Raw genomic sequence first — 15,683 nt, forward strand, 5'->3', positions numbered from 1 at the left:
TAAGAAAGATATAGGAATGCGTTTTACAAATTGAACGCCGCTTTAACTGCATCAACATTATCCAGTTTTTCCCAGGTGAAAAGCTCCACTTCTTTTTCGACCCTTCCATTGTATGGCGATTCAAAGACCTTGGTCAACTTTTGAGGTTGTTTTCCCATATGTCCGTATGCGGCAGTTTCCAGATAGATAGGATTTCTCAGCTTTAATCGTTCTTCAATGGCAAAAGGGCGCATATCGAACAATTCTGAAGCTTTTTCGGCAATTTCGCCATCGGATAGATTGACATTAGCGGTACCGTAAGTATCCACAAAAATGGAAGTGGGCTCAACTACCCCAATAGCATAACTCACCTGCACCAAAATTTCATCGGCTACTCCTGCCGCCACTAAGTTTTTGGCTGCGTGTCGGGCCGCATAGGCCGCACTTCTATCTACCTTACTGGGGTCTTTTCCACTAAAAGCACCGCCACCGTGGGCACCTTTTCCACCGTAGGTATCCACAATAATTTTACGCCCTGTCAGGCCAGTATCACCATGAGGTCCACCAATCACAAACTTGCCTGTTGGGTTGATGTGATATTTAATATCATCATTAAATAGCTCTTGTATGGATTCTGGCAACAATTTTTTGACTTCCGGAATCAAAATTGAAAGAATGTCCTCTTTTATTTTGGCCAACATCTTTTCATCAGAATCAAACTCATCGTGCTGGGTGGACACCACAATGGTATCTATTCGTTGTGGTACGTTATCGTCTGAATATTCAATGGTCACCTGTGCTTTGGCATCCGGCCGCAAATAAGCTATTTGCGTTCCTTCGTGTCTTAATTTTGCCAAGACCTGAAGAATTTTATGCGAAATATCCAATGCCAAAGGCATGTAATTCTCAGTTTCTTTAGTTGCATAGCCGAACATCATACCCTGATCGCCCGCACCTTGCTCTTCCTTACTTCCTCTATCAACTCCTTGGTTGATATCTTGGGATTGTTCGTGAATCAATGAAATTACACCGCAAGAATCCCCACTAAATTGGTATTCCCCTTTGGTGTACCCTATTTTATTGATTACATCCCGTGCTATATTTTGCACATCCAGATATGTATTGCTCTTTACTTCGCCTGCCAACACTACCTGACCCGTGGTCACCAATGTCTCGCAAGCTACTTTGCTTTCTTGGTCAAAGGCCAAAAAATTATCCAAAAGTGCATCACTGATTTGATCGGCTATTTTGTCTGGGTGTCCTTCACTTACAGATTCTGATGTAAACAAATATGGCATGTACTTATATTTATACGGAGAGATTTGACGGTACAGCCCAAAAAAGTTTACACTCCTTTTAGCATTTTTGTTTCCGCTGAATTTGTTTCAGCTTCTGAGGTTGCAATCAGTCAAATCTTTCCTCAATATTTATGAAGGGCAAAAGTATGGGAAAACTTAAAATCCGCAAAATTAATCCCCGTTCAAAGCGCTGATCAGATATCGTATTTTATTTTAAAGACAATATAACGGGGTTGAACCACATAGGATGATGTCCTGAAGAATAAGTCATTAAAAGTATCGCTGTTCAACACCTGATTGTTGGTCAAATTGGTAGCATTTATGCTGTACTCCCACTTACTATCCTTCTTTTGATAGGATAGACTGGCATTTAGAAACCCATATTTGTTTTCCACCGTGCCCAATCTATCACGATAAAAATAATAGTCGTAATCCGCTAAAAGAATAAAGCCATTCCAGAATGCCATATCGAATTTGGCAAACGGGCGATCCGTAAAAAAGGTAGATTCCGTTCCGCCGTTATCATAGTCATTGACGGTATAGCGATACCCCAATTCCAGGTTGGGCGCATTACTAAAACTACTTCCCACGGATCCACTGTAGCTCTGTGTCAATGAAGTGGAATTTCTAGGGGCATCATTCACAATATTATTGGTGTTTGAATAGTTTAGACTTGCCCTTGAACTAATTTTTATCTTTCCAAATGTGCGTTGAAAATTCCCTGTTAGGTTGAAGGTCTCATCTTCCAGGTTAGAATTGATCGTAGTATTGACCTGATTAATACCAAGGATATTCGAACTACTTTTAAAAGCATCAATTCTTTTACTGTACGAAGCATTGGCAAAAATATTCTGCAGATTGAACATATTAAAGCTGAAGAAATTCAATGACACATTGTGATAAAGGGCACTTTCCAAATTTCTGTTCCCTTGGTATATCGAATTGTAATTATTGAACACATACCCCTGTGCAAAACGGTTGATATCAGAAAAGTTGCGGCTTACATTGTAATTCAACCTAAGGCTTTCTGATTGTTTCAACTGCAAGTTGACGAACATATCCGGAACGATGTTAAAAAGTCCATCCTTTACATCGGTCCCCAATTGGGAATTGGTCGCGGTATAATCATGTATGGTAAACCCTGGATTGATAGTGAACTTCCCGGAAATAAGTTTATAATGAAACCCAAAAAAGGTATCGGAAAAATTATAACTGACCCTATTGTTCAACTCATCCCCACCAAAATTCAAGGTTGAGCCATTATCTAAAATCTGAAAGATTCCCGAGTCAAAATTTTGGCTGCTCTGCGTGGTTCCAAAAGTAAAATTCAAATTGCTTTTGGGACCTGTGACCCAATAGTAATCCAATTTGGCATCAACTCTATTGGTCAAAACACGTTGTTCTTGACCAATATCAAAATTGTTTTGCGTGTCATCAAACGGAATAATGTTCAAAAAAGGCTGTTCTTCACGAATAGCGTTGTAGAAAGGGTCTTCATCCTTGTGTATATATTGCAGTTCCAGAGCAAAAATATGGTCTTTGTTCAGGGTGTAATACAGGTTTGAATTCTGCGTGAAGTTTGTTGGTCGTTGCACCTTGTTTTCTGTAATATTGTCGGTTACGTTGGCTATAGAAAGGACATTTACCGCTTCCTCTTCATCTGAGAATTTTATAAACCCATCATAATTCCATTGAAAGTTGGATGATGGGCTGAAATTGGATTCAAATTTTATCAATCCCAATTTGGACACCTGATCTGTTTCTGTCATGGTTGATTCCTGTTGATTGGTAGTGATAAAGGTTCGCATGGCATTGGTTTCCATAAGGCTGTTGTTGTATGAATAAATACCAAAACCACTAAAACGCCACGTTTCCGAAGGTTTATAGCTGAAATTGACAGCTCCAAATCGTGAATCGATTTCTTTGGCCCTATTATTTTGAAGTAGGCTCAACCCCAAATCATTGGACCCCGTATTGAAAATAGTCCCATTATTTTGCCTAGTGCCTCCCCGCAAGCCCCCAGTAAAATTTCTTAAATCACGCGCGGTGTAAGGTAAGTCTCCAATATTGTTAAGATCTGTAAGTATATTGATACTATACTCAGGACTATAATAGAACAACTTGGGATGGGCCACATAACGACCATCAGGTCCTGTACCTCCCGTGACTTCACCAAACCAAAATTTTTTCTTTCCTTCTTTTAGTTTGATGTTCAGCGCTACATTATCTTGGTTATTGGTAACACCGCGTAACTGTGACACTTCACTATAATTGCGCAATACCTCTACCTTGTCCAATGCATTGGCAGGAATATTTTTTGATGCCAATTTGGAATCCCCATCAAAAAAATCCTCACCTTCCACCATCACCTTGGAAACACGTTTACCCTCGACCTCAATTTCACCGTCATCGTTTACTTCAATTCCAGGGAGCTTTTCCAGAACATCGGCCAATTTTTTTTCTGTGCCAGAGACAAAGGAGTCCGTATTATACACGATTGTATCACCCTGAATGGTAATGGGTATTTCATAAACCACTTCTACTTCATCAAGGCTTTCAGGCTTTTCAAACAGGGTAACGTCTAGCTTAACATCATTTTCTTGGGTAGTTAGCTGAATTTCTCGAGTTTGGAACCCCAAATAGCTCACCTTTAATATATAAGTTGAATTCGCTTTGATGTTGATTTTATAAAAACCTTCGGGATTGGTAATCCCAAAACCATCCAACTTTTGGTCCGTCTGATTGATGGCAACAATATTGGCCACATCCAATACATTGCCCAAACTATCTTTTACCATTCCGCTTACCGTTATTTTTTGAGCCTGGACAAAACTTCCCAGTGCACCAAAAAGTATGGTACAGATTATTAATTTATAATTCCACATGTTCCCTAACCTCTTATGACTCGTATTGAACCTCCACCACGTCTATTTCCAGAACGAAATCGCTCTGACATTTCCTCCATTTTTTCAACCAATATTTGATCATATTCTTCTTGGCTCACCTTTTTTCCTTTAGTGGGCACTTTAATCTCTTCTTTATCCTTTGTGTTCATTACAATTTTATTGCATAAAATGGCGGTTCTTCCATCATTCACTTCCAATATGAGACCAGGCAATCCCCAATAGGGTCCAGGTCCCTGGCTAATTGGAATCTCTGGAGTGTACCATGCTGTGACAATCCGCTCCTCAGGTTCCTCAATTCGGGACAAAAGAGAATTGTTTTCGGTACTATCCTTCACAATGGTGTCATTTTCCCTTACTTGTTGTCCTTGCCTCCCACGTGCCCTACGGGCCATTCTTCTAAAGCGATCAAATGCAGTGGTGTCCGGTTGAATTATCGTTGTAGCTTTATAACAGGTATAATTCCCTATTTTTTTGGTCTCGGAACCCAACTTCCATTCCCATTGATTAAGGCTATCCTGAATCAAAAACTGTTTCCCAAACATTTCGGTTTGGTTTGAATACTTTTGATTTTGCACATTCTTATAATATTTGCCATCTGCACCGGAAAAGCTAGCAAACATCCGAACTCCACCTCTCCCCCTTCCCTGGGAATTGGATGGGGTTTCCAGTTTTTCCTCTTCCTCATATAATGAAGTCGTTTTATCAAAGGTCAGTTCATAAGTACGTTCCGATAAATTCTTCATCCGTTCCTGTATGCGCTGCTTCTGTGCTTCGGAAATTTGTCTTCCGTCCAAATTCAAATCGATGGAAGTTTTGCTAAAATATGTGGCTTTTCCTTGGAAATCTTGGGCAATTCCATTGCCTTGGAACAAAATCAATACTAGAATTGGAATAATGTACTTAATACTTGTCATGACTGTTTTTATAGGTTCAACGTTTCCACAAATTTGAACTCCAAGCGGAGAAAATACCGTTAACCAGTGTTAACTAGTGTTAACCGTCGATAAATTACCGACACAAACCTTTACTTTAGAGGTAGTGGATTACAAAAAACATAGGACGTTAGTTTATCTCATCGGGTTGACAATACTGGTTACCATTGGCATCCAGATATATTGGAACATTCAAAACTATGCCACCAATAAGCAGCGATTGATCAATGAAGTACAAATTAGTTTGGACAACAGCGTAGAGGCCTACTATGCAGGACTTGCCAAAACCGACTTTTTTGCATTTGCTGGAAGAACCAATCAAAAAAACAGGCAAAAACGAAATGATTTCTTTTGGAAAGCAGTTGGGGAGGATTCGCTGCGCATAAAATCCAGATTAGACTCTTTATTTATCCAACAAAGAGCTTTCAACAGGAAGGATGGCTCTAAGGAATCAATTTCAATAATAGAATTAGGAGAAAATCATCCATCACTAAAACCTTTACATATATTCAGACAAATGATGAGGGACAGCTCGGGAGAGATGCGAAAATTTGCCAACCGATTGGTCATAGCTGCCATAAACGACAGCATAAACTTTACCACTATGGACAGCTTGCTCGCTCATGAGCTTAAGAGAAAGGACATCACCATAGGTTACAAATTGGTTCATTGTGAAGATGATTCCATACTCTATGGTTCCAAAGGAAATATTCCAAAAAAGTTTAAACTAAAGACCTTTTCAAAATCTACCTATTTACCTGCTTCACAAAACCTGCAATTATTTTTTTCAAACCCGACTTTGGCAATTCTCAAAAGAAGCTTAACGGGCATCTTACTTTCGTTTGTCCTGTCCACCGCCATCATTCTCTGTCTTTTACACCTACTTCGCATCATAACCAAGCAGAAGCAACTGTCGGAAATCAAAAATGATCTTATAAGTAATATCACCCACGAGTTCAAAACTCCCATTGCCACGGTAACCACAGCTATCGAGGGAATCAAGAATTTCAATCAGCAAAATGACAAAGTAAAAACGGAAAAATATCTGGACATTTCCAACCAACAATTGCAAAAGCTGAATCAAATGGTGGAAAAGCTTTTAGAGACAGCTACCTTGGACAATGATAAACTCATTATAAACAAGGAACCCATTGATCTTATAAAAATGCTAAAGCAATTGGTTGAAAAATATCGGATGATTGCCCCAGAAAAGGAATTGTTGTTCAGTGCCAATTGTCCTGAACTTCAGGTTGAAGTAGATCCGTTCCATTTTGAAAATGCTGTGGCCAACCTTATCGATAATGCCATTAAATATGGAGGCAATCAAATACAGGTGAACCTCAACTCGGTGATTGATCAAACTGAGATTACAGTTGCAGATAACGGGGGCAACATTTCCCAAACGCAAAAAGATCGCATTTTTGAAAAGTTTTACCGCATCCCAACTGGAAACCAGCACGACGTAAAGGGGTTTGGTATCGGGCTTTTCTATTCCAAAAAAATAATCGAAAAACACGAAGGCACCCTACAACTGGTCGCTGACAAAAAACTGACTATTTTCAAAATCCAGTTATGACTCAAACGATTAGAATAATTTTAGCGGAGGATGAGACCGCGCTGGGTACAATCATCAAGGAAAGTCTGGAAACAAGGAATTTTGAGGTCACCTTTTGTGAAGATGGAGAAAAAGCCCTTAAAGCTTATCGTCAAAATAAACCAGATCTTTTGGTATTGGATGTAATGATGCCCAAAAAAGACGGGTTTACACTGGCCAAAGAAATAAGAATGGAAAATCCGACCATTCCCATCATCTTTCTAACGGCAAAATCTCAGACCAAAGATATTGTTGAGGGGTTTGAACATGGTGGCAACGATTATCTAAAAAAGCCATTTAGCATGGAAGAGCTTATTGTTCGTATAAAGGCACTTCTGAACCGTGTATCACTACAAGAAAATTTGGAAGACATTGTTATAGGTAAGTTTCGGTTTAATAGTGTAAAACAATTATTGACCTGGGAAACTGAAGAAGTCATGCTTACCCATCGTGAATCGCAACTATTATATCACTTGGTCCAAAAAAAGAACCTTGTCCTTGATCGTTCCACAATCTTAAAAACATTATGGGGAGATGACGATTTTTTTAATGCTCGTAGCATGGATGTATTTATCACCAAACTCCGAAAAAAATTAAAGCAAGACCCTAATATTCAAATCATCAATGTCCGCGGCTTTGGCTATAAATTGATTTGTTAATTTCTACATAGGAAAACATCCCCAGACATTCTTGTACTAAAAACTACTTTTCGAACAGTTTTTTAAAATCTCCATGGATAATTTTTATCAGTTTATCCGTATTTTGCTGTCCGACTAATCCACAGATCATGAAAAACAAAGCTTTACTTTCCATTCTTCTATTCTCATTTACATTCCTAGTTATAGGTCAAGATAAAAAGGACGAAAAAAAATGGGATGTTTCCAATCCTTATACCGATTGGAAAATCAATGAAGTAGATTTATCAACCGATGAAGGCACATGGATGAACCTAGATGTCAGTCCTGATGGCAAACAAGTTGTTTTTGATATGCTTGGGGATATCTATATCATGCCCATTTCAGGAGGAAATGCCAAAGCTTTACGTTCTGGACTTCCGTTTGAAGTTCAGCCTCGTTTTAGTCCAGATGGACAACAAATTTCCTTTACTTCCGATGCCGGGGGCGGTGACAATATATGGGTGATGGATGTTGATGGCAACGATGCAAAACAAGTCACCAAAGAAAATTTCAGATTGTTGAACAATGCTGTTTGGACACCGGATGGCAATCATTTAATAGCAAGAAAACACTTTACTTCACAACGATCCTTGGGCGCGGGTGAAATGTGGCAGTATCATATCACTGGAGGAAGTGGGTTAAAGTTGACAAAGAGAAAAAACGACCAGCAAGATGTTAACGAACCTTTCGTTTCAAACGACGGCAAATATTTGTACTACTGTGAGGACATGTATCCAGGTGGATTTTTCCAATACAACAAGAATCCGAATGCACAGATCTATGCGATCAAACGTTACGATTTTGAAACTGGAAAGACTATTACCATAACCGGAGGTCCCGGAAGTGCGTCAAGACCAACGGTATCGCCCGACAATAAAAAGTTAGCTTTTGTAAAACGTGTCCGTACCAAAACCGTTTTGTTTATCCATGATTTGGAAACTGGTGAAGAGTGGCCAATTTATGATGCGTTGAATAAAGACCAGATGGAAGCTTGGGCCATTTTTGGTACGTATCCCAATTTTAGTTGGATGCCCAACAACAAGGAAATTGTTTTCTGGGCGGGGGGTAAAATCCAAAAAATCAATATTGAAACCCTTCAGGTCAGCGGTATTCCTTTTCAAATAGATACAAAAATCAAAATTGCGGAGACACATCGGGTGCAGCATCAAGTAGATTCAGATGAGTTTACCGCCAAAGTAATCCGTCATGTAAAAACCTCTCCAGATGGCAAAAGAATTGTCTTCAGTGCTTTGGGACACCTTTGGACCAAAACTTTGCCCAATGGCAAACCAAAACGTCTAACAAAAGGTACTGATTTGGAATTTGAACCCTCTTTCTCTCCAGATGGAAAGGAGATTATTTATGTGACCTGGGATGATGGGAACCTGGGCGCCATTCATAAAATACCCGCTACTGGAGGGTCTTCAACTAAACTGACTTCGGTTAAAGGAATCTACAGATTCCCTTCCTTTTCCAATAATGGAAAACATATTGTTTATGGAAAACAAGGGGGAAGCAATGATCAAGGGCATACATTCACCAAAGAACCTGGGATTTATATGATGGATTTCAATGGAAATAATGCCAAAAAACTTACCGGCAATGGGTTGACCCCAACCTTTAGTGTGGATGATAAGCGGATTTTCTTTCAAACTGGAGGGCAATTCTTTGGATCCTTGACCAAGGAACTCAAAAGCATCGATTTGAACGGGAAGGATGAACGCACACATTTCAAATCCAAATATGCCAACCATATTGTACCATCTCCTGACAATAAATGGTTGCTGTTCTCCAATCTGCACAAAGCTTATGTAGCACCGATGACCATGACTGGTCAAACGATAGAGTTTGACCCAAAAAGCAAAGCTTTCCCTGTTACACAAGTGGCAAAGGATGCCGGATATAGCCTACATTGGTCCAACGACAGTCAAAAACTGCATTGGACCCTGGGCAGTGAATATTTCTCCAATGATGTGAATCAAAGATTCACCTACCTTAAAAATTCACCTGACAGCATTCCTCCAATAACAGAAAAAGGTTTACAAGTAGGCTTGGTTACGAAAACAGATAGACCAAAAGGGCGTATCGCATTTACCAATGCCAGAATCATCACCATGGAAAACGATGAAGTTCTGGAAAATGCCACTATAATTATAAAGGACAACAAAATTGAAAGCATAGGTGCCTCTTCAGAAATCACCATCCCTTCAAATACTGAAATAATTGATGCCAAAGGCAAGACCATCATGCCCGGCATTGTGGATGCCCATGCTCATATTGGAGCGTTCCGTTCTGGATTGAATACAAAAAAACATTGGCAATTATACGCCAACCTTGCTTTTGGTGTCACTACGGCACATGATCCATCTGCTAATAGCGAGACCGTATTTGGACTTTCCGAATTGGTGAAAAGTGGTGAAATGGTTGGTCCGAGAATCTATTCCACTGGATTCATTCTTTATGGTGCGGATGGTGATTTTAAAGCGTTGGTCAATAGTTTGGATGATGCACGTTCTGCCATTCGAAGAACTAAGGCTTTTGGAGCCACTTCGGTCAAGAGCTACAATCAACCAAGAAGGGAACAACGACAACAGATCATGCAGGCTGCAAAAGAATTGGGAGTCAATGTGGTTCCCGAAGGAGGTTCTACCTTTTTCCATAACATGAGCATGATCATGGATGGACACACGGGTATTGAACATAATATTCCTGTTGCTCCGGTCTACAATGACATTCTTACGCTATGGAGCAATAGTAAAAGTGGATATACCCCGACTCTAATCGTAAATTACGGAGGTTTAAACGGAGAATATTTCTATTACGAACGGGATAATGTTTGGGAAAATGAAAAGTTGTTGAAGTATACTCCAAGACATATTATTGATTCCAGAAGTCGTCACAGAACCAAGGCACCGCAAGAAGAATATACCAACGGACATGTATTGGTTTCCAAAACCGTTACGGATCTTACAAATGCAGGGGTGAAAGCCAATCTTGGTGCTCATGGGCAGTTGCAAGGTTTGGGTGCCCATTGGGAGCTTTGGATGTTACAAGCTGGGGGCATGAGCAATATGGATGCTTTAAAAGCAGCCACCATCAACGGAGCCGAATATATAGGTATGGGAAGTGAAATTGGTTCTTTGAAAGTGGGCAAACTAGCCGACTTGATCGTACTCGATAAAAATCCATTGGAAGATATTGAGAACACACACTCTGTTCGCTATACCATGATAAATGGACGGCTTTATGACACAGAGACCATGAACGAAATTGGTAATGAGGCTAAAGAGCGTAGTAAATTTTATTGGGAAAACAACAAGTACAACCAAGCATTTCCCTGGCACGAACAGACCCAGAGTTTCACCATTCCAGGTTGCAGTTGCCATGCGCTAAAGCACTGATAATGGTTTTTCATCGAAACGTTGATAAAACCGCTAAAGTTGGTTTTATCGTCCACAAGATTCGTTGTATATTGTATGCCTTTGCGACTAAACGCTGTAAACTAATAACCATTCAAGATTAACACCCATGCACATTGCCGTAGCAGGAAACATCGGAGCAGGAAAAACCACATTGACCACTCTTTTGGCCAAACATTACAAATGGAACGCCCAATTTGAAGATGTTGTGGACAATCCCTATTTAGATGATTTCTATACGCAAATGGAACGCTGGAGCTTTAATCTCCAGATTTATTTTTTGAACAGTCGTTATCGGCAGATTCTCAAAATCAGGGAAAGTGGCAAAAATGTGATTCAGGATCGTACCATCTATGAAGATGCGCATATTTTTGCACCCAACCTACACGCTATGGGATTGATGACCAACCGGGATTTTGAAAATTACAAAAGTCTCTTTGAATTGATGGAAACCTTGGTGCAACCACCAGATTTATTGATTTATCTACGCAGTTCTATTCCCAATTTGGTGAATCAAATCCATAAAAGAGGTCGGGAATACGAAAACAGTATCTCCATAGATTACCTCAGCCGTTTAAATGAACGTTACGAAGCATGGGTAAACACCTATGAAAAAGGTAAGCTTCTGGTCATTGATGTGGACAACATCAACTTTGTTGATGAACCAGAGGATTTAGGCCAGGTTATCAATAAAATTGATGCTGAGATTCATGGATTGTTTTAAGCTTTAATCAGCACTCCTTATTCTGAATTTATTTCAGAATCACACCCGAGCATTATAGGTAGATATCTTCTTGTGAGATGCTGAAACGAGTTCAGCATGACAAAATTTGAATTTTCCCTCACTCAAAAGGCCCGTTCCCTCATTCTTGGTTTTATCCTCTTTAGTTTCAACCTAGTTTTAGATTAGGGTTAACACCCACTATTTCTAACTCGAAGCTTAGGCTTCATAAAATTTGAACGTATGGAATTCAAGAAAAATCCAAAATTGGAACTGAAAAAGAACAGCACTCTTTATTTTATGATAGGACTAACAGCTATTTTGTTGTTGGCTTATTTGGCCATGGAGTGGAAAACATATTACCCTGCATTCGATAATGATTTTGCAAGTTTAAACCCTGATAAAGAATTGATTGAAGAAGCACCGATTACCTTTCAGAAACTCCCACCACCTCCGCCACCAAAAATTCAAACCCCACCAGTAATTGAAGTTGTTGACGATGAGGAGGATATTATTGAAACCGTAATTGAATCCAATGAACCAGATCAGGACACAGAAGTAATGGATGTTGAAGATGTTGATTTTATCCCAGAAGATATTCCAAGTGAAGTATCGTTTATTGTTGTTGAAGATGTACCCGTTTTTCCTGGTTGTGAAAATGAAAAAACCAAAGAGGGTAAAAGAGCATGTTTTCAGGAAATGATGCAAAAGCACATAAGAAGGAATTTTAAATATCCTGAAAATGCTGTTGACATGAGCCTACAAGGAAAAGTATTCACACAGTTTACTATTCAAAAAGATGGCAGTATTGGTGAGGTTAAAATGCGTGGACCGCACAAGATATTGGAGGCCGAAGCCGCTCGCATTTTGTCAAAATTACCCAAAATGACACCTGGAAAGCAAAGAGGTACTCCTGTAAAGGTGCCTTTTTCCATTCCGATAGTGTTTCAACTTCAATAAGTATTATATCGAAGTACAGTCCAGATGCAATTGCTTAAGTTCTCGACTGTGCTCGAATTGACAATAGCTTGAAAAACAAGAGCCACACCTTAAGGTGTGGCTCTTCTATATTTTAAAAAGTGAAGAATATTACTCCTTCTTTTCTTTATACTCATCTACCAACTTTTGGACTTCTTCCTTGGTAGCAGCAGTAAATTCTTTTACCTCTTCTGTAGCTTTTCCCGCCACTTCATGGGTTGAAGTCACTACAGCTTTATAAGCACCTTCGGCGGTGTTGCTGATCTCTACACGGATTTGCTTTTCAACCTGCATGGTTTCTTTCATGCCATCTTCGGTAATGGAAATTGTAGTTCCATCAGCCTTCAACATGCTAATTTCATCCGATGCATCCAAATTCACCAAACTTGGAGCGATAACCAAGGCCACAACGGACATCAATTTCAACAAGATGTTCAATGATGGACCTGAGGTATCTTTAAAAGGATCTCCAACAGTATCACCAACAACAGCGGCCTTATGGGCATCGGAACCTTTGCGTCCTTCACTTTCGATAGTCTTTTTGGCATTATCCCATGCACCACCAGCATTGGATTGGAAAATTGCCATCAACACACCTGCAGTGGTCACACCGGCCAACAATCCACCCAACATTTCAGCTCCGCCTATAAATCCAATAGCAACGGGTACGGCAATGGCCAAAAGTCCAGGCAATACCATTTCCTTAATAGAGGCCTGTGTTGAAATAGCAACACATTTATCGTATTCCGCAACACCATCGGCAGCGTCAAAAGTTGCTCTTTGTTCATCCGTGGCTTTGGACATATCTGAATCAACAGCCCGCATCACTTCCAAAGCAGCTTTCAATTGAGGAATATCTCTAAACTGGCGACGTACTTCTTCAATCATCGCCATGGCAGCTCTTCCAACCGCATTCATGGAAAGTGCAGAGAATACAAACGGAAGCATACCTCCAATCAGCAAACCTGCCATGATATCGGGTTGAGAGACATCAATTGAGGTTACATTCGCTGTTTTCATAAAAGCTGCGAAAAGCGCCAAAGCCGTCAAAGCAGCAGAGGCAATTGCAAATCCTTTTCCAATAGCAGCAGTAGTGTTACCTACAGCATCCAATTTATCGGTACGTTCACGAACTTCGCTTGGCAATTCAGCCATTTCAGCAATACCACCTGCATTATCGGAAATAGGCCCATAAGCATCAACAGCCAATTGGATTCCAGTATTTGCCAACATTCCTACAGCAGCGATTGCAATACCATAAAGACCAGCAAAGTGATGTGAAACCAAAATAGCAGCGGCAATCAAGATGATTGGAATAGCCGTAGACATCATTCCCACACCCAGGCCAGCAATGATATTGGTTGCAGCACCAGTGTCTGATTGACGTACAATAGAGTTAACAGGTTTTGTTCCAGTTCCCGTGTAATATTCTGTAACCTTACCAACGGCAAGACCAGCAACAAGACCAGCAATAGTTGCCCAGAAAACACCCATTGCAGAATATTCTTTTCCACCTTCAACCCAAGCCTCTGGCAACATACCATTTATAATGAAGTATGAAGCTATCAACATAAGGGCGGCAGAGCCAAATTCACCAATATTCAATGCTGTTTGTGGGTTACCACCATCCTTAACACGAACAAAGAATGTTCCTATGATCGACATTACGATTCCAATGGCAGCCAATGCCAAAGGAAGATATACAGCTCCCAAACCATCATAAGCACCAGCAAATTCTGGAAGTGTAGCAAATACAGCTCCCAATACCATTGTACCAATGATAGATCCTACATAAGATTCAAAAAGGTCAGCACCCATACCGGCAACGTCCCCAACATTATCCCCAACATTATCCGCAATGGTTGCAGGGTTCAACGGGTGATCTTCAGGGATACCTGCTTCAACTTTACCAACAAGGTCGGCACCAACATCAGCCGCTTTGGTATAAATACCACCTCCCACACGTGCAAAAAGTGCGATGGAAGAAGCTCCCAAAGAGAAACCAGAAAGTACGTTCAATATTTCACCAAGTGCCCAGCCTTGTCCACTGTACAACATGAAAAGCCCGCTCAATCCTAGAACTCCCAATCCTACAACACCAAGCCCCATTACTGCACCACCTGCAAAGGCAACCTCAAGGGCTTTCCCCAAGGAAGTTCTGGCTGCATTTGTTGTTCTAACGTTGGCCTTTGTAGCAACCTTCATTCCGATGAAACCAGCAAGAGCTGAACAAATAGCACCAACAATAAAAGAAACGGCCACCATTCCATTAGACCCCTCTTCACTGCTTCCTTTAAAGTACAACAAAATCGCAACGGCGATAACAAAAATGCTAAGTATTTTATATTCTGCCTTCAAAAATGACATTGCCCCATCAGCAATATTCTTGGCAATACGTGCCATTTTATCATCCCCTACCTCCTGTTTTGAGACCCATACGTTTTTAATGAACACGTACAACAAGCCCAAAACACCAAATGCGGGCAGAAACTTTACAATTAAATCCATAGTTAGTTGTTATTTATGATTTTTTTAATGGCAGCTAATGTAGTAAAATACACCCTAATAAAAAAAATGCGCTTTTGATATCAAAAGCGCATTTTTTTAAGTCCATTTTATCTAAATAGTAAAGGTCCTTTTCTTTTTGTGTTCACTTTCGTCGTAACGCTTTACACATTGATTGTAGATTTCTATGGCTTCATCAACATTGCCCCAACCACCAGTATCTACCTTTTTTTCCTCCAAATCCTTATAAACGGCAAAAAAGTGCTCAATTTCTTTTTTTCTATGTGGATTGATATCAGTGATATCTTCCTTATTATTCCACACCGGGTCACTAACCGGTACGCAGATAATTTTTTCATCTGGGCCTTTTTCATCGGTCATGTGGAATACTCCAATAGGCTTCACCTCCATCACCACCATAGGATAGGTTGGTTCCGTACCCAATACCAATACATCCAAGGGGTCTTGGTCCAACGCTAAGGTCTCCGGCACAAAACCATAATCTCCAGGGTACATCATGGAGGAAAATAAGGTTCTGTCGAATCGTATTTTATTTAAGGCGAAATCGTATTCGTATTTATTTCTACTTCCTTTTGGGATTTCAATCAGCACATCGAAGGTTACTTCTTTCTTTGACATTATACGGTTTTAATTTTTTGCAAAAATAACACGGT

The 15,683-nt window shown here is 40.1% G+C and carries 10 protein-coding genes; 5 read left to right on the forward strand and 5 right to left on the reverse strand.

Translation table 11 applies throughout. The features are described from left to right. Positions 1 to 23: 23 nt before the first annotated feature. The 3 genes from metK to ACOQO1_RS09760 all read right to left on the reverse strand — a co-directional run bounded on the left by metK (position 24) and on the right by ACOQO1_RS09760 (position 5,097). Positions 24 to 1,277, reverse strand: a complete 1,254-nt coding sequence (gene metK / locus ACOQO1_RS09750) for a methionine adenosyltransferase (RefSeq protein ID WP_420602687.1) — start codon at positions 1,275 to 1,277, stop codon at positions 24 to 26. A 194-nt stretch (positions 1,278 to 1,471) separates the two neighbouring features. After that, positions 1,472 to 4,162 (reverse strand): carboxypeptidase-like regulatory domain-containing protein, encoded by a 2,691-nt coding sequence (locus tag ACOQO1_RS09755; RefSeq protein ID WP_420602688.1) that lies wholly within the window; start codon positions 4,160 to 4,162, stop codon positions 1,472 to 1,474. A gap of 5 nt (positions 4,163 to 4,167) precedes the next feature. Then, positions 4,168 to 5,097: a GLPGLI family protein gene (locus ACOQO1_RS09760; protein ID WP_420602689.1), complete on the reverse strand. Its 930-nt coding sequence runs from the start codon at positions 5,095 to 5,097 to the stop codon at positions 4,168 to 4,170. A 166-nt stretch (positions 5,098 to 5,263) separates the two neighbouring features. Here ACOQO1_RS09760 and ACOQO1_RS09765 point away from each other — a divergent pair, with 166 nt between their 5' ends. From ACOQO1_RS09765 to ACOQO1_RS09785, 5 genes are all read left to right on the forward strand, one after another. Further along, on the forward strand, positions 5,264 to 6,691 hold the full coding sequence (locus ACOQO1_RS09765) for a sensor histidine kinase (RefSeq protein WP_420602690.1): 1,428 nt from the start codon (positions 5,264 to 5,266) through the stop codon (positions 6,689 to 6,691). Then, a complete protein-coding gene (locus ACOQO1_RS09770; protein ID WP_420602691.1) occupies positions 6,688 to 7,368 on the forward strand; it encodes a response regulator transcription factor in 681 nt (226 codons plus the stop codon). The genes ACOQO1_RS09765 and ACOQO1_RS09770 overlap by 4 nt, the downstream gene beginning before the upstream one ends. Positions 7,369 to 7,496: 128 nt before the next feature. Then, complete coding sequence (locus tag ACOQO1_RS09775) at positions 7,497 to 10,787, forward strand: amidohydrolase family protein (protein WP_420602692.1); 3,291 nt, start codon at positions 7,497 to 7,499, stop codon at positions 10,785 to 10,787. Positions 10,788 to 10,914: 127 nt separating this feature from the next. Continuing rightward, positions 10,915 to 11,529 (forward strand): deoxynucleoside kinase, encoded by a 615-nt coding sequence (locus tag ACOQO1_RS09780; protein ID WP_420602693.1) that lies wholly within the window; start codon positions 10,915 to 10,917, stop codon positions 11,527 to 11,529. A 240-nt stretch (positions 11,530 to 11,769) separates the two neighbouring features. Next, entirely contained in the window at positions 11,770 to 12,486 is a 717-nt protein-coding gene (locus ACOQO1_RS09785; protein ID WP_420602694.1) for an energy transducer TonB, read from the forward strand. A gap of 129 nt (positions 12,487 to 12,615) precedes the next feature. Here ACOQO1_RS09785 and ACOQO1_RS09790 read toward each other — a convergent pair whose 3' ends face one another. Both ACOQO1_RS09790 and ACOQO1_RS09795 read right to left on the reverse strand, forming a co-directional pair. Next, entirely contained in the window at positions 12,616 to 15,012 is a 2,397-nt protein-coding gene (locus ACOQO1_RS09790; RefSeq protein WP_420602695.1) for a sodium-translocating pyrophosphatase, read from the reverse strand. 111 nt (positions 15,013 to 15,123) lie between these two features. Beyond that, positions 15,124 to 15,648, reverse strand: a complete 525-nt coding sequence (locus ACOQO1_RS09795; protein ID WP_420602696.1) for an inorganic diphosphatase — start codon at positions 15,646 to 15,648, stop codon at positions 15,124 to 15,126. Positions 15,649 to 15,683: the final 35 nt, after the last annotated feature.

The sequence above is a fragment of the Flagellimonas sp. genome (genome assembly GCF_965222555.1).
Taxonomy (GTDB): Bacteria; Bacteroidota; Bacteroidia; order Flavobacteriales; family Flavobacteriaceae; genus Flagellimonas.